Origin of the sequence: Aeromonas sp. s4, assembly GCF_040907855.1 — a bacterium.
Classification (GTDB): Bacteria; Pseudomonadota; Gammaproteobacteria; order Enterobacterales; family Aeromonadaceae; genus Aeromonas; species Aeromonas caviae.
This window is the reverse complement of sequence record NZ_JBFOCP010000049.1, coordinates 112,125-133,454: the sequence shown is the minus strand read 5'-3', so window position 1 is coordinate 133,454 and position 21,330 is coordinate 112,125. Positions and strand designations below refer to the sequence as shown.

Sequence of the window (21,330 nt, the reverse complement as noted above, 5' to 3'; positions counted from 1 at the left end):
TGTTTGTTGGTAAAAATGACGGTAACGTCAAATTACTTTTGCCAAATCAGCAGCAATGGAGCCATGGCAGAAGGAGTGGCTGAGGTTGCAGAGACAAGAGTGGGCCGTACAGCGCGAGTTGAATGCAGAGGCAAAGCGTACAGACCGAACTGGGAATAAAGAGGGAAGGGCAGCGGAAGGTTGCAGGGGAGGGGGCCAGCGGTGCGGGTGGCAGTGACGCGCGGTATTGGGGGCAAAAAAAGCGGGAGGCATTGTGCCTCCCGCTGGTGCTGAAGAATGTCATTGAGCCTTATTTGCTCCCTTCTCCCCTGGCGGGAGAAGGGCTGGGGATGAGGGGGATCAATCCCAATCCGGCGCAAAGTCCGGGTTGGCGCAGCGCTCACCCCGATCCAGGGTGGCAATGGCGGCCATCTCATCGCGACTGAGTTGTACCTTCAGCGCGGCCAGGTTGGCGGCCAGATTCTCCCGCCTAGTGGAGCTTGGGATCACCGTCATGCCCTGGGCCAGCAGCCAGGCCAGCGACACCTGGGCCGCCGAGACGCCGTGGCGCTGGCCGATCTCCATCAGCAGCGGCTCGGCGAGCACCTTGCCATAGGCGAGCGGCATATAGGCGGTGATGGCGATACCGTGCTCCTGGCAGAATTCGACCACCTTGCGGTTTTGCAGCAGGGGGTGGATCTCCACCTGCTGGTGGGCGATGGCGCCCGGCCCCAGAATGTCGATGGCCTGTTTAAGCTGGGCCACGGTGAAGTTGGAGACCCCGATCTCCCGGGTCAGGCCCCGGGCTTTGGCCTCGGCGAGCTGCTCCAGATAGACCGCCATCGGCACTTCATCCTGGGGGGAGGGCCAGTGAATGAGCGCCAGATCCAGATAGTCGGTGCCGAGTTTTTCCAGGCTCACTTCCAGGCTCGGGATCACCTTGCCCGGGCCGAACTCGCTGGTCCACACCTTGGTGGTCAGGTAGATCTCCTGGCGGGGCACGCCACTCTCGCTCATCAACTGGCCGACGTCGGCCTCGTTGTCATAGATCTGGGCGGTATCGATATGGCGGTAGCCAAGTTCCAGCCCCTGGAGCAGGGAGTCGCGAAGGGGCTGATCTTTCAGGCGGAAGGTTCCAAGACCCAGGTTGGGCATCTTCATCATCAAATTCCTCAAGTTATTGTTTCTACGCTCAATGCTTTGTCTGTTTGCCGGGCCTGCGGTGCAGATCCGGCGGGGAGGGCGCCGGCAGCCTCAGACCCTGTGATAGCGGCGCACCAGGCTGCTGGCAAACCACTCATGGGTGTCGGCCACGAAGGCGAGAAAATGGGGCTGCTGCTGGTGGGCGCTGAGGGCGGCTTCACTCTCCCACTCCTCGTACAGCATCCAGCCGTGGGGGCTCTCCAGGCTCTGGTGAAGCTGGTAGCTAAGGCACCCTGGCTCTTGCAGGGTAGCGGCGATCAGCGGCTCGAGGGCGGCGCGGAACTGGGCGGCGAATTCGGGTTTGGCGTCAAGCTGGGCAATCACAATCAGGGGGGATGGCATCTGAACCTCCTCGTTAAGACGGGAGTCAGTATGCCCGCCCCAGACTGGGGGATACAGGGCAGCAGTCGCAAAACACTATTGAGGTGAGTGCAGCAATGTGGCCTCCCCATGGCTGGTCGTGGTGCAGGTGGGCCAGGGGAGGGCGGAGTATTATCAAGCGCTGGCCGGTTCGGACCAGACCGCAAATTCATTGCCGCTGGGCTCGACAAAGTGAAAGCGGCGGCCACCGGGAAAATCGAACAGGGGGCGCACTATGGTGCCGCCATGCTGGCTCACCTTGCCCTGGGTCGCCTCGATATCGGCGCTGTAGAACACCAGGAGCGCCCCGCCCTGAGCACTCTGGCTGCACAGTTCGGCGCGGTAGAAGCCGCCATCCAGCCCTTCTCCCTCGAAGGCGCAATAATCGGGGCCGTAGTCGGCGAACTGCCAGCCGAAAGCGGCCTGAAAGAAGGCTTTGGTGGCGGCAATATCCCTGGCCGCAAACTCCACATAGTTCAGTTTTTCATGGGCCCTGGTCATAAGGCGCTCCTTGTCGACATCGGTGGTTATTTCGGTTGCCAGCGCTTTTGCGTGGGGCTCGTGGAGTGGGGCAAGGCGTCCCAGGGGGTCAGCTTGAGCTGCTTGCGCCGAAACCAGAACCAGGTCCCCATCAGCAGACCGAGCCCGATGCCAAAGAGCAGGCTCTGGCGCAGGGCAAACCCCGGGCTCACCTCATCCTGCCAGCCGAGGCACCACATCAACACCCCCCAGATAGCGCCGATGGGGAGTCCCAGGGCAAGAACGTTGATCATAAAGCGTTCGTAGTGGGGCGGCCTGATGGTGAACCCCGCCTTTCGCAGCAGCCAGATGATCGGCGGGTTGTAGTTGAGCGTTTGCACGCCCTTCTCGGCCAGCTCCCGATGGGCGGCGGCCAGCCTGTTGTCGAATGTCATGGATCGTCCCTGTCATAGTGTGGCGCCATACGGTGCCGGTTGGCGGCATTGTACTGGCAAGGGCGCAGATAAAACAGGTGGTGCGTCACGATACGAAGCGACGCCTGTCTTGCCAACTCCCGGCCATTGCACCTATAAAGACCCATTACTCTTGCCAGGATGACAGCAATGAAGACCCATTCCGATGAATTGACCCTGTTTGTGGCGGTGGTGGAGGCGGGCAGCTTTCGCCAGGCGGCGGAGAATCTCGGCATGGATAATTCCGTGGTGAGCCGCGGCATCAAGCGCCTCGAAGAGAAGCTCGCCACCGTGCTCCTCAACCGCACCACCCGCCGGGTCAGCCTGACCGAGGAGGGGAGCTGGTTCTATCAGCGGGCGGTGAAGATCCTGACCGAGATGAGCGAGGCGGAAGGGTTGCTGCTGATGCGCCGGGAGCAGCCGGAGGGCATATTGCGGGTGGATGCCGCCACCCCCTTCATCCTGCATAGATTGGTGCCCATCATCGGCGAGTTTCGCCGCCGCTACCCCGCCATCGAGCTGCAACTGCACAGCTCCGAGGGCTTCATCAACCTGATGGAGCGGCGGGTGGACATGGCCATTCGCATCGGCGAGCTGACGGACTCCTCCCTGCGGGCCCTGCCGCTGGGCCGCTCGCGGCTGCGGCTGCTGGCCTCCCCCGACTATCTGAAGGCACGCGGTACCCCGCGCCAGCCAGCTGACTTGCTGGCTGGCCACGAGCTGCTCGGTTTTTTGCACCCCGATCACCTCAATCATTGGCCCCTATTGAGCGAGGAGCAGGGGGACAGGTTCGCCATCACCCCGACCCTGCGGGCCAGCAGCGGGGAAACCTTGCGTCAGCTGGCGCTGGCGGGGCAGGGGATCGTCTGCCTGTCGGACTTCATGACAGGGGATGACAGGGCGAGCGGGGCGCTGGTGGAGGTGCTGGCCCGCAGCAACAGCGGCGCTTCGCGCCCCATCCATGCGGTCTTCTACTCCGATGCCCAGCGGGACATCCGGCTGCGGGTCTGGCTCGATTTCCTGAAAGAGCAGCTCGGTGCTGAGGCGTTGTAAAGGGCATGTCGACAGTTCCAACCCCTTCCCGGCCTCCCCCTCCACGAGGGGGAGGGGTTATTTTCTCCCACCCCTCAAGGGGAGGGGGCCGAGGGGCTTGCGAGCGCCAATAAAAGAGGCCGACATCGCTGTCGGCCTCTTTGCTTTTTTCATCTCAAGGACGCGTCGGTTACCCCATCACTCCTCTTCGGCCCAGCGGCGTGAACGTTCCACCGCCTTCTTCCAGCCGCTGTAGCGCTTGGCGCGATCGTCACGGTCCATCTGCGGAATGAACTCGCGGTCCACGCTGAACTTGTCTTCCAGCTCTTCAGAGCTCTTCCAGAAGCCCACGGCGAGGCCGGCCAGGAAGGCGGCACCCATGGCGGTGGTCTCGATGCGGGTCGGACGTACCACAGGGGTGTGCATCATGTCAGCCTGGAACTGCATCAGGAAGTCGTTGGCCACGGCGCCGCCGTCCACCTTCAGGGCTGCCAGCTTGATGCCGGAGTCCTGCTGCATGGCATCCAGCACGTCGCGGCTCTGGTAGGCGATGGATTCGAGCGCCGCACGGATGATGTGGTTGCGGTTGGCGCCACGGGTCAGGCCGACCATGGTGCCGCGAGCATACGGATCCCAGTAGGGGGCGCCCAGGCCCACGAAGGCCGGCACCAGGTAGACGCCGTTGGTGTCGCCTACCTTGCTCGCGAAGTAGTCGGTATCGCGGGCATCGTGGATGATCTTGAGCTCATCGCGCAGCCACTGGATGGTGGCGCCGCCCATGAAGACCGCCCCTTCCAGTGCGTAGTTCACTTCCCCTTTCGGGCCGATGGCGACCGTGGTCAGCAGGCCGTTGCTGGAGCGAACCGGCTCGGTGCCGGTGTTCATCAGCATGAAGCAGCCGGTACCGTAGGTGTTCTTGGCCATCCCTTTTTCGAAGCAAAGCTGGCCGAACAGGGCGGACTGCTGGTCACCGGCGATACCGGCGATGGGGATGCGGGCGCCGCCGCCACGGGTGGTGTAGCCATAGACCTCGGAGGAGGGTTTGACTTGCGGCAGCATGGAGGCGGGGATGCCCAGCTCGTCCAGCATGCGCTCATCCCACTTCAGGTCGCGGATGTTGTAGAGCATGGTGCGCGAGGCGTTGGTCGGGTCGGTGACGTGCACCTCGCCGTTGGTCATCTTCCACACCAGCCAGGTGTCGATGGTGCCGAACAGCAGCTCGCCGTTCATCGCCTTCTCCCGGGCCCCTTCCACGTTGTCCAGGATCCACTTCACCTTGGTGCCGGAGAAGTAGGCGTCCAGCACCAGGCCGGTGTTTTCGCGAACGTACTCTTCCAGGCCGCGCGCTTTCAGTTCTTCACAGATGGCGGCGGTACGGCGACACTGCCAGACGATGGCGTTGTAGATGGGCTTGCCGGTGGCCTTTTCCCATACCACTGTGGTTTCACGCTGGTTGGTGATGCCGATGGCGGCGATCTGCTCGCTGTGCAGGCCGCTCTTGGCCAGCACTTCGGTGAAGACGGAGGACTGGGTCGCCCAGATCTCCATGGGGTCGTGCTCGACCCAGCCCGCTTTCGGGTAGTGCTGGGTGAATTCGCGCTGGGAGGTCGCGACGATATTGGCGTCCTGATCGAAGACAATGGCACGGGAGGAGGTGGTGCCCTGGTCCAGCGCAACGACAAATTTCTTTTCAGCAGACATGATGTTCTCCACGTTTTTATTTTCCACGTTGTTACACGTTGGGGAGGGCCGCTCTCAGGCGGCGGCCTCTTCTTTGTTAGACAGCTTGGAGGCTTCTTCGGTGGCGACGCGGTTGCCCGGGACGCAGGGAGCCAGCACTTTCACATACAGGGCGGTACCGATCTGGGCGCCGACGATGGGGCCAAGGATGGGGACCCAGAAGTAGGGGTTGTCACGACCACCGGTCAGGGCCACGTCACCCCAGCCAGCCACGAAGGCGAACAGTTTGGGGCCAAAATCACGGGCCGGGTTCATGGCAAAGCCGGTCAAGGGGCCGAGGGAGGCGCCGATCACCGCGATCAGGATGCCGATGAGCAGGGCGGCGGCGAAGCCTTTGGGGGCGCCGTTGTTGTTGTCACCCAGTGCCATGATGCCCAGCATCAGGACGGCGGTGATCACCATCTCGACCGCGAAAGCCTGCATGTTGGAGAGCAGGGCATTGGGGTAGGTGGAGAAGATGCCTGCGGTGCCGAGGCTCTCGACGCTGCCGCGCACCACGTTGTGGGTCAGCTCCCACTGGGTGAACAGGTTGCTGTAGAGGGCGTAGACCAGGGCGGCGGAGGCGAATGCCCCGGCTATCTGGGCGATGATGAAGGGCACCACCTTGCGCTTGTCAAAGCCGCAGAAGGTCATCAGCGCCAGGGTCACGGCAGGGTTGAGGTGGGCACCGGAGATGCCACCGGTGACATAGATGGCGATGGCGACACCCAGGCCCCAGGTAATGGAGATTTCCCATTGCCCGAAGTTGGCGCCAGCCAGCACCAGGGCGGCCACACAGCCGACGCCGAAGAAGATCAGCAGGCCGGTGCCGATAAACTCGGCGAGGCACTCGCCAAGCAGGGTATTGGGTCTTTGTATGCTCATAGTTGTTATTCCTTATATCCACCCACAGTAGGTTTGATGTTCCGTTTTGTTATCTTTCATTCCCATTCATTGCGCCCGAAAACGTTTCTTCTTGTTTTTTGAGCTTGCGCAAACGTTATGCTCGTTTGCGCTCGTTCTTGGACGAGAGAGAAAATAAACCTTCTGCGTCAATTCACCATACCCTCGCCACCGGAAATGTGGGCAAGATCCCATTCATTGCTAAGAAAATGTGACGAAAAGCAACAGTTGTTGGCCATATTACTCCTTAGTGAGTAGCTAAAAGCCACGCCATGCGTGGGCTGACCCTGGATGCGCGTTCACTCACTACGTCACAATTTTTGTAATAAAACTGCAATAATTTAGCGCTCATCACAGATTAAATGTTCACAAATGAGCACAATAGGCTCGCTTGCGAATCAAGACGCGTCTGATCGCCGGCATGAGCGGGGCGTCCTCAACCGCCCAGAACAACAATAAAAGGAAGCAGAACATGCTTAGTCTCTTCAGGCCTGCACCCCATATCGACCGGCTGCCGGCCGACAAGGTGGATCCCTTCTACAAACGCATGCGTTGGCAGGTGTTCTTCGGGATCTTCTTCGGGTATGCGGGTTACTACCTGGTACGGAAAAACTTCAGTCTGGCGATGCCCTACCTCATCGAGCAGGGCTTCTCCCGCGGGGATCTGGGTCTGGCCCTCTCCGGCGTCTCCATCGCCTACGGTCTCTCCAAATTCCTGATGGGGAACGTGTCGGACAGATCCAACGCGCGCTACTTCCTCTCCGCCGGTCTGCTGCTCTCGGCAGGCATCATGTTCATGATGGGGACCATGCACTGGGCTACCTCCAGCATTGGCATCATGTTCGTGCTCCTGTTCCTGAACGGCTGGGCACAGGGCATGGGCTGGCCCCCCTGCGGTCGCACCATGGTGCACTGGTGGTCGCAGAAGGAGCGGGGTGAGATCGTCTCGGTCTGGAACGTGGCCCACAACGTGGGCGGCGGCATGATAGGCCCCCTGTTCATCCTCGGCATGGGCTGGTTCAACGACTGGCGCAGCGCCTTCTATGTGCCTGCGGCGGCGGCGGCGGCCATCGCGGTGATCGCCTTCTTCGTGATGCGCGATACCCCGCAATCGGTCGGTCTGCCCCCCATCGAGGAGTACAAGAACGACTACCCGAAGGATTACAACGAAAGCCACGAGCAGGAGTTCTCCGCCAAGGAGATCTTCATGAAGTACGTGCTGCACAACAAGCTGCTCTGGTACATCGCCATCGCCAACGCCTTCGTCTACCTCATCCGTTACGGCGTGCTGGACTGGGCGCCCACCTATCTGAAAGAGGCCAAGGACTTCAGCGTGGATCACTCCTCCTGGGCCTACTTCCTCTATGAGTGGGCGGGGATCCCGGGCACCCTGCTGTGCGGCTGGATCTCCGACAAGATGTTCAACGGCCGCCGTGCCCCGGCAGGCATCCTGTTCATGGTGCTGGTGACCCTCTCCGTGCTGGTCTACTGGTTCAACCCGGCGGGCAACCCGACCATCGACATGATGGCCCTGGTTGCCATCGGCTTCCTCATCTATGGCCCCGTCATGCTGATCGGCCTCTACGCCCTGGAGCTGGCGCCCAAGAAGGCGGCCGGTACCGCGGCGGGCTTCACCGGCCTGTTCGGTTATCTGGGTGGCGCGGTCGCGGCCAACGCCATGCTGGGCTACACCGTTGACCACTTCGGCTGGGACGGCGGCTTCATGGTGCTCACCGTCTCCTGCGTGCTCTCCATCATCCTGCTGGCCATGACCCTCAAGCACGAGAACGAGTCGATTGCCGCCAAGGCGGCTGCCCATAAGGCATAAAACGTGATCCTGCCCTTATCGATTGGAAAAGGGATCAGGTACACTGCCAAAGGCCCCGCACCTGCCGGGGCCTTTTTTCGTCTCATCTGCGGAGTGCAAGCGTGAAGCAAACCCAACGACATCTGGAGATCCTGGACGTCCTGACCCGGCAGGGTTTCGTCTCGACCGACGATCTGGTGACCCATTTTGACGTCAGCCCCCAGACCATTCGCCGGGATCTCAACGATCTCGCCGAACAGAACAAGATCCGGCGCCATCACGGCGGGGCCTCACTGCATTCGAGCACCGTCAACACCGCCTACAGTGCCCGCAAGGTGATGCAGCTCAAGGAGAAGGAGCGCATCGCCCGGGAAGTGGCCGCCAACATCCCCGACGGCTCGTCGCTCTTTATCGACATCGGCACCACCACCGAGGCCATCGCCCGGGCCCTGCTCGACCACCGGGAGCTGCGCGTGGTCACCAACAACCTGAACGTCGCCAGCATCCTGACCGCCAAGGATGACTTCACCGTCATCATCGCCGGCGGTGAAATTCGCAACCGGGATGGCGGCATCGTCGGGGAGGCGACCCGCGACTTCATCGGCCAGTTTCGCATGGACTACGGCGTCATCGGCATCTCGGGCATCGACAGCGACGGCTCCCTGCTCGATTTCGACTATCACGAGGTGAAGATCGCCCAAGCCATCATCGCCCACTCCCGCCAGGTGTTCCTTGCCGCCGACCACACCAAGTTTGGCCGCAACGCCATGGTCAACCTCGGCAACCTCAACCAGATCCACGCCCTGTTCACGGATCAGGAGCCGCCGGAGAAGCTGATGCGCCTGATGTCCCAGCATCAGATCGCCTGCCATATCTGCTGAGCTTCCCCGCACAGGCATCAGGCCGCCTCGGGGCGGCCGCTTTTTTTCCTGCCTCCTCCCGGCTTGCGGCGTCTCCCTTGCGGCGCCTAAGCGGCCAGTTCCTGGCGCTGACACTCCTTCTTTGACCCCCTGATGTTGCCCCCGCACTCGGGCGCCAGGTTTGCACCGACGCTTGGCGCCTGTGAGGGATTCACGCCATGGCGCTCATCACTTTGCCTCATGGCCTCCCCATCCGTGACTCTTTGTTCTCCTCCCAGCCCGAAGTGGCTGTTTCCGGCAGACCTTAGCCTTGCCAGGCCGTCACCGACTGGCAGCATTTTTAGCATTGTGAAAACAATCGCGATCACATTTCTCTCACGAAATGTTCGTTTATTGGTTTTTCATGTTCTAATATGAGCGAAATCAAACATTGCTGTCATGGCAAACACAAAATAAGAAAGTAGGTGAACATGAGCGAACATTATGATCTGGTCGTCGTCGGCGGCGGCATCAACGGGGTCGGCATCGCGGCAGATGCGGCGGGGCGGGGGCTGAAGGTGGCGCTGTTCGAGGCGAGCGATCTCGCCTCTGCCACCTCGTCCAACTCCAGCAAGCTGATCCACGGCGGCCTGCGCTATCTCGAACATTACGAATTCCGGCTGGTGAAAGAGGCGCTGGCGGAGCGGGAGGTCCTGCTCGGCATGGCTCCCCACATCGCCCGTCCCATGCGTTTTCGTCTGCCTCATCGCCCGCACCTGCGTCCGGCCTGGATGATCCGCGCCGGTCTCTTCCTTTATGACAACCTGGCCAAGCGGGACAAGCTCAAGGGGAGCTGCGGCCTGCGCTTCCTGCCGCAGGACGGTCTCAAGAGCGGCATCAACAAGGGCTTTGAATACTCGGACGCCTGGGTCGACGACGCCCGGCTGGTGGTGCTCAATGCCATGCTGGCGCGGGACAAGGGCGCCGATGTGCAGACCCGTACCCGCTGCGTCAAGGCGGTGCGCGGATCCAAGCACTGGACCCTGACGCTGGAGCGGGAAGGGGGCGAGCAGTTCACCGTCAGCTGCCGTGGTCTGGTCAATGCGGCGGGCCCCTGGGTCAAGACCTTCTATGACGAGAGCCTGAGCGAGAAATCCCCCCGCGGCATTCGCCTCATCAAGGGGAGCCACATGATAGTGCCGCGCATCCATGAGCGCGAAGAGGCCTACATCCTGCAAAACGAGGACAACCGCATCGTCTTCGTCATCCCCTACCAGCAGGACTATTCCCTCATCGGCACCACGGACGTGGAGCACAAGGGCAGCCCGCGGGAGGCCAAGATCAGCGATGCCGAGATCAACTATCTGTGCAAGGTGGTCAATGCCCACTTCACCAGGCAGATAAGCCCGGCAGACGTGGTGTGGACCTATGCCGGGGTGCGCCCCCTGTGTGACGACGAGTCCGATTCACCCCAGGCGGTGACCCGGGACTACACGCTCGAGCTCAGTGGTGAATCCGACGGCGCGCCGCTGTTGTCGGTGTTTGGCGGCAAGCTCACCACCTACCGCAAGCTGGCCCAGGCCGCCTGCAACAAGCTCAAGCCCTGGTTCAGCCAGATGGGAGAGGACTGGACCGCCAACAGCCGGCTGCCCGGTGGCGAGTTCGACTGCTCGGTGCGTGAACTGGCGCGAGCCTTTGCGCTGGAATTCGACTGGCTCGACGATCGCAGCGCCCTGCGCATCGCCGAATCCTATGGCGCTCATGCCCGCCTCTGGCTGAAGGAGGAGCGCGGCCAGCACTTTGGCGCCGGACTGTATGAATCCGAAGTGCGCTATCTCATCGCGCGCGAATGGGCCCACTCCCTGGAGGACATCCTGTGGCGCCGCAGCAAGCTGGGGCTGCGCCTGTCGGAATCCGAACAGCAGCAGCTCGGTGCCTGGCTGCTCGAACACCACCACGCCCTGCCCAAGGCCAGCTGATGACCCACGGCGGGCGGCCTTTGCCGTCCGCCGTCAAACTGCAATAAACCCCTGCTATAACAATTACCTGCATCCTACACACCATAACAACGAGATCTCTTGATGAAGCAACCTCACCGTACCCTGATAGCCCTTGGCCTCGGGGCTGCCCTGGCGCTGCCCGCACTGGCGGCCGACGAAGGCAAAATCGTGATCGCCCACCGTGGTGCCTCCGGTTACCTGCCGGAACACACCCTGGAATCCAAGGCCCTGGCCTATGGCATGGGGGCCGACTATCTGGAGCAGGACCTGGTGATGACCAAGGATGACCAGCTGGTGGTGATGCACGATCACTTCCTTGATGGCATCACGGACGTGGCCGAGCGCTTCCCCGGCCGGGCCCGCCCGGACGGTCGCTACTATGTGGTGGATTTCACCCTGGACGAGGTGCGCTCCCTGCGCATGACCGAGCCGTTCCAACTGGTGGACGGCAAGCAGGTGCCGGTCTATCCGGCCCGTTTCCCGATGTGGAAGTCGAGCTTCAGGATCCACACCTTCCAGGAAGAGATCGAGATGATCCAGGGGCTCAACAAGAGCACCGGCAAGCACATCGGCATCTACCCGGAGATCAAGGCTCCCTGGCTGTTCCGCCACGAGGGCAAGGACATCTCCAGGGCGGTGCTCAAGGTACTGAAGGAGTACGGCTACACCAGCAAGAGCGACAAGGTCTATCTGCAGTGTTTCGATGCCAACGAGCTCAAGCGCATCAACAGCGAACTGATGCCCGCCATGGGTATGGACTTGAAGTTGGTGCAGCTGATGGCCGAGACCGACTGGAACGAGACCATGGTCTATGACGCCAAGGGCAAGGCGACCCCCTACAGCTATGACTGGATGTTCAAGCCGGGGGCCATGAAGACCATCGCCACCTATGCCGAGGGAATCGGTCCCTGGAAACCCATGGTGGTGACCGAGCCGGGCACTCCCGGCAAGCCGGTCTTCATCGGCATGGTGAAAGAGGCCCACGCGGCCGGTCTCAAGGTGCATCCTTATACCTTCCGTCAGGATGAGGGGCAGATCCCGGCCTATGCGAAAGACTTCACCGACCTGCTCAACATCTTCCTCTACCAGGCCGATGTGGACGGGGTATTCAGCGACTTTCCCGACAAGGCGGTCGAGGCTATCAAGGCCCACGGCAAATAATAAAAGAAGAGCAACACGGGAATGCAAGCGGGGCCAGGTGCCCCGCTTTTTTGTGCCCGGGGTCATCGCCGGGATGAGGGGCCATGAGAGGGGGCAGAGAGATGATATTGAAATGGATGAGTGTAATTAAATGTTTACAATTTGGGGCTGGTTTGGCCTCGCGTGTCGCTACTTTTGAGTTGTTTCACTCTGCATTCTTGGTCATTTATCCATCGGTTAGCGTGCAATACGCTAGTTTCACTTGATTGTTTGTTTTTCCTTGGTAAGGTGGGGGCGGTTGCGTAACAAAGTGCTGACTTGTGTAAACAAAAATGAACGGTCAGCGCCCTTGGCTTGAAACAGTAGAGAGAATGAGAAGATGCAAAGAGATCCCCTGAACAACATCCATATCCAGTCCGAACAAGTGATGATCACGCCTGCCCAGCTCAAGGAGAAACTGCCCATCTCCGATCGCGCGCTGGCATTCGTGCAAGGGGCCCGCAATACCATCGCCGACATCATCCACCGTCGCGATCACCGCCTGCTGGTGATCTGTGGTCCCTGCTCCATCCACGACATGGACGCTGCCAAAGAGTACGCAACCAGACTCAAAGCGCTGCATGACGCCTATCAGGATTCTCTCTACATTGTCATGCGGGTCTACTTTGAGAAGCCGCGCACCACGGTCGGCTGGAAGGGCTTTATCAACGATCCGAACCTGGACGGCACCTTTGACGTGGAACTGGGTCTGCACCGCGCCCGCGAGCTGCTCTGCTGGCTGGCCGAGCTGGAGTTGCCGCTGGCGACCGAGGCGCTCGACCCCATCAGCCCGCAATACCTGGCGGAGCTCTTCTCCTGGTCTGCCATCGGTGCCCGCACCACCGAATCCCAGACCCACAGGGAGATGGCCTCTGGCCTCTCCATGCCGGTTGGCTTCAAGAACGGCACCGACGGCAACCTGGGCACCGCCATCAATGCGCTGCAGGCCGCTTCCAGCCCCCATGCCTTCATGGGGATCAACCAGCAGGGCCAAGTCGCGCTGCTGCAGACCCAGGGCAACCCGGACGGCCACGTGATCCTGCGCGGCGGCAAGCACCCGAACTACGACTCGGTCAATGTGTCGCTGGCGGAAGAGGCGCTAGAGAAAGCGGGCCTGCTGCCCGGTCTGGTGGTGGATTGCAGCCACGGCAACTCCAGCAAGGATCACCGGCTGCAGCCCAAGGTGGCCGACAACGTCATTCACCAGATCCAGGAGGGCAACCGCTCCATCATCGGGGTGATGCTCGAATCCAACCTGTTCGAAGGCAACCAGTCCAGCGAGCAGCCCAAGTGCGAGATGCGCTACGGCGTCTCCATCACCGATGCCTGCATCGACTGGGAGACCACGGATGCGCTGCTGGCCCGCTGCCACAGCCAGCTGACGGCACCACTTTTGGCCAGAACATCGGCATAAGCCGTGGTATCTTGTTGTAACTGATTGAACCATCGAGGTATCACTGCCGTGATACCTTGTTGCCTCTTGAATGACAGGGCGTCGCTGCGGGCGGCGCCAGCAGGGACTGGACATGGCGGAAGAGTTGAATGCCCTCAGGGACAAGATAGATGCGGTGGACAAGCAGCTGATTGATCTGCTGGCTGCCCGTCTCGCCCTGGTGGGGGAAGTGGGGGAAGTGAAGAGCCGGCACGGCCTGCCCATCTACGCGCCGGATCGGGAGGCGAGCATGCTGGCCCGCCGCCGCGCCGAGGCCGAGGCACTGGGGGTGCCGGGGGACCTTATCGAGGATGTGCTGCGCCGGGTGATGCGCGAATCCTATATTCTGGAGTCCGCCAGCGACAAGGAGCACCACTTCAAGTGCATGAAGCCTGAGCTCGGCAAGGTGGTGATCATCGGTGGCCAGGGGCAGCTTGGCCGCCTGTTCGGCAACCTGTTCAGCCTCTCGGGCTACCGGGTCGAAACCCTGGGTCAGGCCGATTGGCCGCGCGCCGACGAGATCCTGCACGGCGCCGGGCTGGTGATGGTGGCGGTGCCCATCGACGTCACCTGCCAGGTGATCGACCGGCTCGGCAACCTGCCTGAGAACTGCCTGCTGGTGGACGTGACCAGCGTCAAGAGTGAACCGCTTGCCCATATGCTGGCGGTACACCAGGGGCCTGTGCTGGGGCTGCACCCTATGTTCGGGCCGGACGTGGCGAGCCTCGCCAAGCAGGTGATCGTCTGCTGTCAGGGACGCGATCCCGCCGCCAGCCAGTGGCTGCTGGAACAGATGACCATCTGGGGGGCGCGTTTGCAGCAGGTGGAGGCCAGGGCCCACGACGAGGCGATGACCTTCATTCAGGCGCTGCGCCACTTTGCCACCTTCGCCTACGGCTGGCACCTCTCCCGGGAGCAGGCCAACCTCGACCGCCTGCTTGCCTTAAGCTCTCCCATCTACCGGCTGGAGCTGGCCATGGTGGGACGGCTGTTTGCCCAGGATCCCCATCTCTACGCCGACATCATATTGTCGTCGCCCCAGAACCTCGCGATGATCCGCCGCTACTACCAGAACTTCGGCGAGGCGCTGGGCCTGCTGGAGCGGGGCGACAGGGAGGGCTTCATCGAGGCCTTCAGCCAGGTCTCCGGCTTCTTCGGCGAGCGGGCGGAGGAGTTCCTGCGCGAGAGCCGCACCCTGCTGGCCCAGGCCAACGACCGTCGCCATCACGGCTGATGCACAAAGACATCCATATAAAAGGGGGCCTGATGGCCCCTTTTTCATGTTGTTTGTGCTGCACCGATAACTACGGTAGATGAAAACACTGGTCTGGGCGTGAAATCGCCCTGTTTCATTTGGCAGGCGGTTGACGCAAGTCGGCGTCATGCCAGCCCAGAGGCAGGGTGAGCAGCTGATCGATCAGCTCCCGTCGGTCGGATTTCTCCAGATAGGCGAGGTAGAGCGGGCGGCTCAGGGATTGGCCCCCTTCCACCAGATGAAGCTGCCCCTGCTCCAGGAAGGGGCTCACCATGCGCCTTGGCAGGTAGGCGGCGCCGCCGTTGGCCAGCACGAATTGCAGGGCCATGCTGGCGGAGCTTGAATGCAGCACCGGGGTCTTCTGCAGACTCTGCAATCGGCTCGATGGCGGTTCGAAGCTGGTGCCCCAGTCGAGATGAATGTGGGGCATCTGCATCAAGCTGTCGGCGTTTGCGGCCGGCTCCCGGCTCACCAGTTCGAACACCAGCTCGCCGATGGGGTGCAGGGCAATCTCGTCGATCTTGGTCGGCTCGGAGAGCAGGGCGAGATCGAGGGAGCGCTCCAGCAACTGGCGACAGAGGTGCTCGCGGGAGGCCGTTTCGAGGCGCACCGCGAGGCCGGGGGCCAGGGCATAGACATGGTTCAGCCAGTCGTTGAAGTCGAGCTCCCAGAAGACGGCGGGGGCACCGATGGCAAGCTGCTGGCTGAAACCGGGGGAGAGGGCCACGTCCTGCTTGGCGCGCCCCAAAGTATGCAGAATGGCGTCTGCGTAGGGCAGCAGACGCTCACCGGAGGCAGTCAGGCGGATGTTGTTGCGATGACGGGCAAACAGGCTGACCCCGAGTTGCTGCTCGAGCTGGCGGATCCGGAAGCTCACCGCCGACTGGGTCAGGTAGAGATTTTCAGCCGCCCGGCCAAAGTGCCGGGTCTTGCTGACCTCGATGAAGGTCCGAAGCAGCTCGGTATCCATTAATCGAGGGACTCGTCGCTGCCGCCACCGCCGCCTTCAAAGCTGCCACCAGCATCTTCATTGGCGCCGCCAGCGACGGTGCACAGACGGTGCACGCGCTTGGGGCCGATGACTTTGAGATACTTGAACCACACCTTGGCGTGGGGGTTGTTGCCGGCTGCGCCGGATTTGACCTGTTCGATAAAGGCACTTTCTACGTCATCGCGCGGGGCCAGGTTGCCCTGATAGAGCGCCAGCATCACGGTGCCATATTTTTCCAGACTGTCCGCTTCGGCCACGGTGAATTCGCCACTGCGACGCAGGCCACGGGGAAAATGTTTGAAGTCGTTGAAACGCTTGTCTGATTCGAAGCTCATAGTGCTCTTGTTCTGGTTAGTTTGACCTTTGCGGGCAAGTATCATCAGGCCGTCGCAGAGTGCAAAATCAATTTTCTTACTATGTTAATAAATATCTTTTATCGAACAGAGTTTGTCGCATCCCGAGGGGGCATTTTGCGGTGCGCTGCACAAAAAAGCCTGAAAAATAGTGGAGTTATGTCAGATTTTGTACAGGAAAAACCGCTCAAAAACGGGCTCGGAAGCTAAAAATAAGGCGCCGTATGGCGCCTTTTTATCATCATGACTGAGCTGAACCCGAGTGCGCGGCACTCACTCAATCATGGCTGGCTGTGCCAGGTTGTCGGCACGCCACAGACGATAGCGCACCTCGTACTCCTGGGGCACATAGATGACGAAGGGCAGCTTGGAGTTGTAGTTCACGAAGAAGCCCTGACCGTAGATCTGGACGAAACTCTCTTTTTTCTGGCCGTCCGGGCAGGCCATCAGGGTACTGACGGGGCCGGTGACCTGGCCCAGGGTCAGGTAGTTGTAACCCCAGCCCTTGACGCTGTGCTGTTCCAGATTGCCCGCGAAGCGGGGCAGGTTGCAGTCGACCAGCATTTTCTTGCCGACTTGCAGCTCGACCATCATGTCGGCTTCGTTCTCGACTTCCGGCAGACGGATCACGACACGTTCCTGGTTCACTTCGGCGGCGGGGAACATGCTGATATCAAATTTTTTCGGTTCGGCGGCGAAGGCATGGCCACCCAATAACAAGGCGCCCAGCAGGCTAAAACGCAACACGGTTTTCATCTGTACCTCTTGGGATTGGTTCAACGCCGCTAGACTAACCGCTCTGCCGGTTTCATGCCAGCGCTGCGGCGTGCAAAACCGCCCTGAACAGGCATCACATGACGCAATTTGATGCTTTTTTGACGGCCAGGGTCACCCTGGCGCCTCTTGCCTCGTGTAAAACAGGGGGCCGGGTGGCCCCCATGGCCAGGCTGTCACCTCACCAGCAGGACCTGTTTCGCCCAGGCGCGGGGGGCGCGCTGGGCGACGGAGCCGCTGGTGATGTCCAGGTAGGCGACGCCCTGAAGGGCCGGCACCGGGGTGGAGGACCAGAGATAGACATAGCCGTCGTTCACCTCCTTGCCATCCCCGGCCATGGCGCGGGGGAAGATGGTTTCGTTCAATGCCGGTTTGTAACAGGCGGACTCCAGAATGCTGGCGAGCTCCTTGATGGTGGGCAGGCGCCAGTCGTGATGACCACCAAAGCCATACAGGGCATGGCTCGGTTCGGTGCGGATCCGTTCCGCCGTCTGCAGTGCCTGTTGCCAGTAGAGGCGGGTGGGTTCCCCCTCGCAGCTCTGGTTGCGCCAGGTCTGGCCGAGCTGGCAGCGCATCCAGGTCAGACCGGTGCCCCTGTCGGTGACGGTGCCGTTGCCGTGATCCTGGAAACGGGCGGTGGGGCTGGTACGGGGCAGGGCGTCGTCGCAGATGGCGATGGCCAGTGCCAGGGGGCTGCACAGGGTGAGCAGCAGGGTCAGAAGATACTTGTTCATCGGGTTACCTCGGCCACAAGGCGCAGTTGCAGACCGTTGGCGTCATTGCTGTTTTGAACTGGGGTGGGATAGTCGGCACCGGCGTCCTCGCCGAGGAAGATGTGGGCGATGGCGCTCAGAGGCGCGCTCTCCAGCCGGCGGGACGGTGTCAGGGTCTGGCTCCAGTAGTAGCCGCTGAAGTCTGTGGTGGTGGTACCGACATCGGGGAAGTAGCGCACATCCAGGGTGACGAGCTGGCCATCCTGGCGGGCGAGGGAGCCGTAGTGCTGCAAACTCATCAGCTCACGGGCGTGGGGCAGGCGCCAGTGGGTGATGCCGCACAGTTGCTGTGCATTGAGCCACTGACGGTACTGCTCCGTGGTGCAGATGGCCTCCCCTTCGGGGCAGGCATAATCCCGCTCCTCCTGGGTCGGGTGATAGTTGTCGAACTCCCAGGCGAAGGTGCGGTGCAGATCCCGCGGACTGTCCGGATCCGCCAGCTTCTTCTCCCAGACGAGGCCGGTATTGAGATCCTCCACGCACTCCCACTCGACTGCATTGTCCGCCAGGGGCTGCCCCTTGCCGTCCAGCTTGCGATAGCGAAGGGGCGCCTGGCCCAGGCTTGCCTCCTGGCCCGGGTGATCCGCAGGCTCCTGGGTGAGCAGATAATCCACCCCGTCCGTGTAGGTGGTGACGCCACTGGCGGTCACCAGGGCCCGGGGTTGCTGCTGCATCAGCACGGCGGCGAGTCTGGCCTGCTGGCTCAGGAGCTCGGGGCTTGCGGCAAAGTGCCGGGCGAGCTCGGGCAGCAGGGTGACAAGGCCTTGCCAGATCTGCTGGCGGCGTTCGCTGGCGGCCAAGGCGGGCAGGGTGGCCTCGTCATCGAAGGCGGCGAGGGCCAGCTCGGCGAGGGCGCGGTTGAAGTCGCCCAGCTGCGCCAGTGCCGCCAGATCTGGGCCGGGGTGAAGGGGCGCCAGGGCGAACAGCACGTCCGTCAGGGCCTGAGCCGGTGGCAGCCCGTCCGAGATACGCGTCTGCAGCAGGGTGCTGAGGGGGCTGGGGGTGAGGTGCTGGTTGTCCTGACGCGCCGCCGGGTGGGCCAGGGGCAGGGCGGCGGGATCCGCCGGAATGAACAGCAGGGGAGTGGTGAGCAGATCAGGGTGGCGCCGGGTCAGAGTGTGGGCACCGGCCTCGCCGCTGACGGCGGGCTCATTGGCTTCGCAGCCGTCGTTCTGGTTCAGGTTGATGCACAGGGTGCCCGCAGCGGGCAGGCTGACCGTCAGGCGGTAGTCCGGCGCGGTCAGGGGAGCCTCGTCCGAACCGCCGCCACAGGCGCTGAGCAGGGGGGCCAGCAGGCAGACGATCGGGGTCATTCTCATGGTCATGGTGTGTCCTTGGAGGGGCCTTGGCCCCTCTCTTCTTTATATAGGGAGAGTCAGAGGCGACGCAGACGGCGCCACAGGGCCAGCGGCAGCAGCCAGAGCAGGGGGAAGGCCCCCCCGCCACTGCTGTCCGAGGTATCGAAGCGGATGATGCCGTCATCCGGCACGGGCACGGTGTTGCCGCACTGGGCGCCGGTACGCTGACTGATGCTCCACCCGTTCAGGAGACCCTGATTGCCCGGTTTGCTGTCCACCACCTCCAGGGTCCAGCGACCGGCCAGGGGTTCTCCTTCGAAGGCGCTGAAGGGTTGCAGGGGCTGCAACTCGGTGGGGAAGACCCCTTTCAGGCTCGGCAGGGGGCTGTAACCCTTGTCCCAGATCTGGACCCGGGTGCCGGCGGGGGAGCTGAGCCAGATCTCCAGCTCATCCAGCGCCTCATGCTGCAGATCCAGGCTCAGTTGCAGCCTGTCGCTCACACGGGCATCGCTCTTCTCCAGCAGCAGGCTGGTTTCGCTCAGGCCGCGCACCTCCTCGCTCTGGGCATCGTTCAGTCGCTGCGACCGACCACTGGCCCGGCTGATGACGGGGGTGCCGATGGGCAGGGTCAGGGATTGCTGCCACTGGCGCTCGGTGGGGCTGGTACCGCTCATGGCGAGATTCACCGAGAGGCTCGCCTCGTCGCCGCAGGCGAGCGGGCTCTGGGCCAGCAGGCGCAGGGTGGTGGTCATGCTGGCACCGGCGGCCAGGGTCGCTGGTTGCCAGTTGTCAGGATCGGCCTGCAACCCGGTTGGCAGGGTGAGGGCCAGCTCGTTGAGGGTCACCTCCCCCTTGCCCGGGTTGCTGAGGGTCAGCTGCACCGATTGGCGCTGCCCCAGCGGGATGGCGCTCCCCTCGGCGAGGGCGACATTGACGGGGGCTTGCAGCAGCCCGTGCTGGCGAAATGCCTGCTCCAGCAGACGGGCATAGGCTCGCGTCGGGTAGAGACGGGCGGCGGTATCCACGGTGATCCGGGCCAGTTGCGGCATGCGAATGGCCGGCCCCAGGCCGAAGTGGGATTCGATGATGACGCGATCAAGCTCGTCCCTGGCCGCCTCGCCGTGCTCGGCCACCGCCGTCAGCAGAGCCTGGAACAGCGGGGTGCCCCAGAGCTGATCCCCGTTGCTGCCGTTGATGGTGCGGTGGGCGGGGTAGCGGTAGTCCGGATGGTAGCGGGCGCGCAGATCGTCGAGCTGGCGTGGGGTGCGGTCGGTGAAGCGGGCATCCCAGTTGAACACCATGGCGGGTTCGAACTGGCGACCGGCTTCGCTGCGCTGGCGATGACTGGCGGCCAGGTAGTCGCCAAAGCCCTCGCCGATGGCTCCCCAGTCACCCTCTTCCCCGAGATCCGGCAGGATGTGGTGCTGCACCCCGTGGCCGAACTCGTGCCAGATGACCATGGGATCCTCGGCATCGGGCACGCCGCTGCGACCCAGCTCCAGCCTGCGTTCGAACGGATCGTAGAGGGAGTTGTCCTGATAGCCCGCGTCCGTGTCGATGTCGAGCGCCCCGGGGATGAGATCGGTGAAACCGAGCGCCTTGAGGTGGCGCTGGGCGAGATCCAGATGGTAGTAGGCGTTGATGTCCGCAAAGCCGCGATCGTCACGGGTCAGGCGAAAACCCTGCACGTCACTGCTGCTGTAGGGGGCCGATTCGGGGGCCATGACATCCACCACCCTGGCATGGGGGCCGCTCAGGCGATACTGCCCGGCTTGCAGGCTCACCGGCAGGGGAACCGGATCCTGATAGGCGGCCTCTGCCAGTACCAGCGCGTCGTGCCAGACCAGGCTGGCGTCCTGCAGGCGGGTGCGGGGATCGGGGTCGAACACCCGGGCCTGAACCTGCATATCGCCTGCGTCGGCGACATGCAGAGGGCGGGTAGTTGCCTGATCCCCGAGACGGCCAAGCTCCTGCTCCCCGTCGCAACGGGCAAACAGCTGCACCTGGCTGGCCTTGGCATTGCCTGCCTTGTGCTCGCGCACCCGCTGGCGCAGGGCAGGCACCAGGGTATCGCCGTCTCGCCAGTACCAGGCTTCGACCGGCCCCAGCGTCTCTATCTGGTTGCCGTCGGTGCGCAGGGTGGCGAGCAGGGGATCCAGGGTGCCGCTGGCATCGCAGCCGGGCGCTGTGCTCTGCAAGGGGCGCAGGTTGTGGTAGAGGCGCCAGGGGCGGCCGTCCTCGTCGACACTGACGGCGGCCTGGGTGGCGGCCACCGGCAGGCCGTTCACCAGCTGGCGAAAGCTGTAATGGTGGCCGAGCAGGCTGGCCCTGTCGTAATCGGGGGCGAGGAGCACACCGAGGCGCTGCTCGAGCCAGCGCTTCGGCGTCGTGGTCAGGGGTTGTTCATCGACAAACTGCAGATCGGCCGCCAGCAGCGGCGATGAGATCAGGGTTGCCGCCAGCCAGAGGGCCAGGGAAGAGGGTTTCATGGTTCACTCCAG

19 protein-coding genes are annotated in these 21,330 nt (G+C 62.5%); 7 read left to right on the top strand and 12 right to left on the bottom strand.

Annotated features, from left to right (window positions below; all coding sequences use genetic code 11):
* Positions 1–339: 339 nt before the first annotated feature.
* The 4 genes from dkgB to AB5Y89_RS17635 all read right to left on the bottom strand — a co-directional run bounded on the left by dkgB (position 340) and on the right by AB5Y89_RS17635 (position 2,456).
* On the bottom strand, positions 340–1,143 hold the full coding sequence (dkgB, locus tag AB5Y89_RS17650) for a 2,5-didehydrogluconate reductase DkgB (RefSeq protein ID WP_368224223.1): 804 nt from the start codon (positions 1,141–1,143) through the stop codon (positions 340–342).
* A gap of 90 nt (positions 1,144–1,233) precedes the next feature.
* Positions 1,234–1,524 (bottom strand): putative quinol monooxygenase, encoded by a 291-nt coding sequence (locus tag AB5Y89_RS17645; RefSeq protein WP_368224222.1) that lies wholly within the window; start codon positions 1,522–1,524, stop codon positions 1,234–1,236.
* 153 nt (positions 1,525–1,677) lie between these two features.
* Positions 1,678–2,043 (bottom strand): VOC family protein, encoded by a 366-nt coding sequence (locus AB5Y89_RS17640; RefSeq protein WP_319907102.1) that lies wholly within the window; start codon positions 2,041–2,043, stop codon positions 1,678–1,680.
* A 26-nt stretch (positions 2,044–2,069) separates the two neighbouring features.
* Positions 2,070–2,456: a DUF6404 family protein gene (locus AB5Y89_RS17635; RefSeq protein ID WP_103859103.1), complete on the bottom strand. Its 387-nt coding sequence runs from the start codon at positions 2,454–2,456 to the stop codon at positions 2,070–2,072.
* Between the two features lie 168 nt (positions 2,457–2,624).
* On the opposite strand from AB5Y89_RS17635, the gene AB5Y89_RS17630 reads away from it, so the two are divergent.
* On the top strand, positions 2,625–3,527 hold the full coding sequence (locus AB5Y89_RS17630; protein WP_041212776.1) for a LysR family transcriptional regulator: 903 nt from the start codon (positions 2,625–2,627) through the stop codon (positions 3,525–3,527).
* A 177-nt stretch (positions 3,528–3,704) separates the two neighbouring features.
* Here AB5Y89_RS17630 and glpK read toward each other — a convergent pair whose 3' ends face one another.
* Together glpK and AB5Y89_RS17620 are read right to left on the bottom strand one after the other, a co-directional pair.
* Entirely contained in the window at positions 3,705–5,207 is a 1,503-nt protein-coding gene (glpK, locus tag AB5Y89_RS17625) for a glycerol kinase GlpK (protein ID WP_010674229.1), read from the bottom strand.
* 54 nt (positions 5,208–5,261) lie between these two features.
* Positions 5,262–6,110, bottom strand: a complete 849-nt coding sequence (locus AB5Y89_RS17620) for an MIP/aquaporin family protein (RefSeq protein WP_042880435.1) — start codon at positions 6,108–6,110, stop codon at positions 5,262–5,264.
* Between the two features lie 490 nt (positions 6,111–6,600).
* On the opposite strand from AB5Y89_RS17620, the gene glpT reads away from it, so the two are divergent.
* The 6 genes from glpT to tyrA all read left to right on the top strand — a co-directional run bounded on the left by glpT (position 6,601) and on the right by tyrA (position 14,619).
* Entirely contained in the window at positions 6,601–7,956 is a 1,356-nt protein-coding gene (gene glpT, locus AB5Y89_RS17615) for a glycerol-3-phosphate transporter (protein WP_010674232.1), read from the top strand.
* 101 nt (positions 7,957–8,057) lie between these two features.
* Positions 8,058–8,816, top strand: a complete 759-nt coding sequence (locus tag AB5Y89_RS17610; RefSeq protein ID WP_010674233.1) for a DeoR/GlpR family transcriptional regulator — start codon at positions 8,058–8,060, stop codon at positions 8,814–8,816.
* 449 nt (positions 8,817–9,265) lie between these two features.
* Complete coding sequence (glpD, locus tag AB5Y89_RS17605; protein WP_045525385.1) at positions 9,266–10,753, top strand: glycerol-3-phosphate dehydrogenase; 1,488 nt, start codon at positions 9,266–9,268, stop codon at positions 10,751–10,753.
* A 102-nt stretch (positions 10,754–10,855) separates the two neighbouring features.
* The gene (gene glpQ / locus AB5Y89_RS17600; RefSeq protein ID WP_368224221.1) at positions 10,856–11,935 is read left to right on the top strand and encodes a glycerophosphodiester phosphodiesterase; all 1,080 of its coding nucleotides are present in this window, start codon (positions 10,856–10,858) and stop codon (positions 11,933–11,935) included.
* A 358-nt stretch (positions 11,936–12,293) separates the two neighbouring features.
* Positions 12,294–13,367, top strand: a complete 1,074-nt coding sequence (locus AB5Y89_RS17595) for a 3-deoxy-7-phosphoheptulonate synthase (protein ID WP_139737156.1) — start codon at positions 12,294–12,296, stop codon at positions 13,365–13,367.
* Positions 13,368–13,479: 112 nt separating this feature from the next.
* On the top strand, positions 13,480–14,619 hold the full coding sequence (gene tyrA, locus AB5Y89_RS17590; protein ID WP_139737157.1) for a bifunctional chorismate mutase/prephenate dehydrogenase: 1,140 nt from the start codon (positions 13,480–13,482) through the stop codon (positions 14,617–14,619).
* A gap of 115 nt (positions 14,620–14,734) precedes the next feature.
* On the opposite strand, the gene hdfR is transcribed toward tyrA, so the two are convergent.
* From hdfR to AB5Y89_RS17560, 6 genes are all read right to left on the bottom strand, one after another.
* Positions 14,735–15,610 carry an HTH-type transcriptional regulator HdfR gene (gene hdfR, locus AB5Y89_RS17585; protein WP_323906005.1) on the bottom strand — a complete coding sequence of 292 codons (876 nt, stop codon included), beginning with the start codon at positions 15,608–15,610 and terminating at the stop codon, positions 14,735–14,737.
* Complete coding sequence (locus tag AB5Y89_RS17580; RefSeq protein ID WP_010674239.1) at positions 15,610–15,966, bottom strand: DUF413 domain-containing protein; 357 nt, start codon at positions 15,964–15,966, stop codon at positions 15,610–15,612. Before AB5Y89_RS17580 ends, hdfR begins: the two co-directional genes overlap by 1 nt.
* Positions 15,967–16,257: 291 nt before the next feature.
* Positions 16,258–16,740: a serine protease inhibitor ecotin gene (gene eco, locus AB5Y89_RS17575; RefSeq protein ID WP_010674240.1), complete on the bottom strand. Its 483-nt coding sequence runs from the start codon at positions 16,738–16,740 to the stop codon at positions 16,258–16,260.
* A 194-nt stretch (positions 16,741–16,934) separates the two neighbouring features.
* Entirely contained in the window at positions 16,935–17,492 is a 558-nt protein-coding gene (locus tag AB5Y89_RS17570; RefSeq protein ID WP_043155288.1) for a DUF1566 domain-containing protein, read from the bottom strand.
* On the bottom strand, positions 17,489–18,856 hold the full coding sequence (locus AB5Y89_RS17565; RefSeq protein ID WP_324046213.1) for a DUF1566 domain-containing protein: 1,368 nt from the start codon (positions 18,854–18,856) through the stop codon (positions 17,489–17,491). Before AB5Y89_RS17565 ends, AB5Y89_RS17570 begins: the two co-directional genes overlap by 4 nt.
* Before the next feature lie 50 nt (positions 18,857–18,906).
* Positions 18,907–21,318: a proprotein convertase P-domain-containing protein gene (locus tag AB5Y89_RS17560; RefSeq protein WP_323950785.1), complete on the bottom strand. Its 2,412-nt coding sequence runs from the start codon at positions 21,316–21,318 to the stop codon at positions 18,907–18,909.
* Positions 21,319–21,330: the final 12 nt, after the last annotated feature.

Excerpts from the sequence above, each read along its gene's own strand:
- dkgB (WP_368224223.1), bottom strand. The coding sequence starts at position 1,143 with ATGATGAAGATGCCCAACCTGGGTCTTGGAACCTTCCGCCTGAAAGAT.
- AB5Y89_RS17645 (WP_368224222.1), bottom strand. The coding sequence starts at position 1,524 with ATGCCATCCCCCCTGATTGTGATTGCCCAGCTTGACGCCAAACCCGAA.
- AB5Y89_RS17640 (WP_319907102.1), bottom strand. The coding sequence starts at position 2,043 with ATGACCAGGGCCCATGAAAAACTGAACTATGTGGAGTTTGCGGCCAGG.
- AB5Y89_RS17635 (WP_103859103.1), bottom strand. The coding sequence starts at position 2,456 with ATGACATTCGACAACAGGCTGGCCGCCGCCCATCGGGAGCTGGCCGAG.
- AB5Y89_RS17630 (WP_041212776.1), top strand. The coding sequence starts at position 2,625 with ATGAAGACCCATTCCGATGAATTGACCCTGTTTGTGGCGGTGGTGGAG.
- glpK (WP_010674229.1), bottom strand. The coding sequence starts at position 5,207 with ATGTCTGCTGAAAAGAAATTTGTCGTTGCGCTGGACCAGGGCACCACC.
- AB5Y89_RS17620 (WP_042880435.1), bottom strand. The coding sequence starts at position 6,110 with ATGAGCATACAAAGACCCAATACCCTGCTTGGCGAGTGCCTCGCCGAG.
- glpT (WP_010674232.1), top strand. The coding sequence starts at position 6,601 with ATGCTTAGTCTCTTCAGGCCTGCACCCCATATCGACCGGCTGCCGGCC.
- glpD (WP_045525385.1), top strand. The coding sequence starts at position 9,266 with ATGAGCGAACATTATGATCTGGTCGTCGTCGGCGGCGGCATCAACGGG.
- glpQ (WP_368224221.1), top strand. The coding sequence starts at position 10,856 with ATGAAGCAACCTCACCGTACCCTGATAGCCCTTGGCCTCGGGGCTGCC.
- AB5Y89_RS17595 (WP_139737156.1), top strand. The coding sequence starts at position 12,294 with ATGCAAAGAGATCCCCTGAACAACATCCATATCCAGTCCGAACAAGTG.
- tyrA (WP_139737157.1), top strand. The coding sequence starts at position 13,480 with ATGGCGGAAGAGTTGAATGCCCTCAGGGACAAGATAGATGCGGTGGAC.
- hdfR (WP_323906005.1), bottom strand. The coding sequence starts at position 15,610 with ATGGATACCGAGCTGCTTCGGACCTTCATCGAGGTCAGCAAGACCCGG.
- AB5Y89_RS17580 (WP_010674239.1), bottom strand. The coding sequence starts at position 15,966 with ATGAGCTTCGAATCAGACAAGCGTTTCAACGACTTCAAACATTTTCCC.
- eco (WP_010674240.1), bottom strand. The coding sequence starts at position 16,740 with ATGAAAACCGTGTTGCGTTTTAGCCTGCTGGGCGCCTTGTTATTGGGT.
- AB5Y89_RS17570 (WP_043155288.1), bottom strand. The coding sequence starts at position 17,492 with ATGAACAAGTATCTTCTGACCCTGCTGCTCACCCTGTGCAGCCCCCTG.
- AB5Y89_RS17565 (WP_324046213.1), bottom strand. The coding sequence starts at position 18,856 with ATGACCATGAGAATGACCCCGATCGTCTGCCTGCTGGCCCCCCTGCTC.
- AB5Y89_RS17560 (WP_323950785.1), bottom strand. The coding sequence starts at position 21,318 with ATGAAACCCTCTTCCCTGGCCCTCTGGCTGGCGGCAACCCTGATCTCA.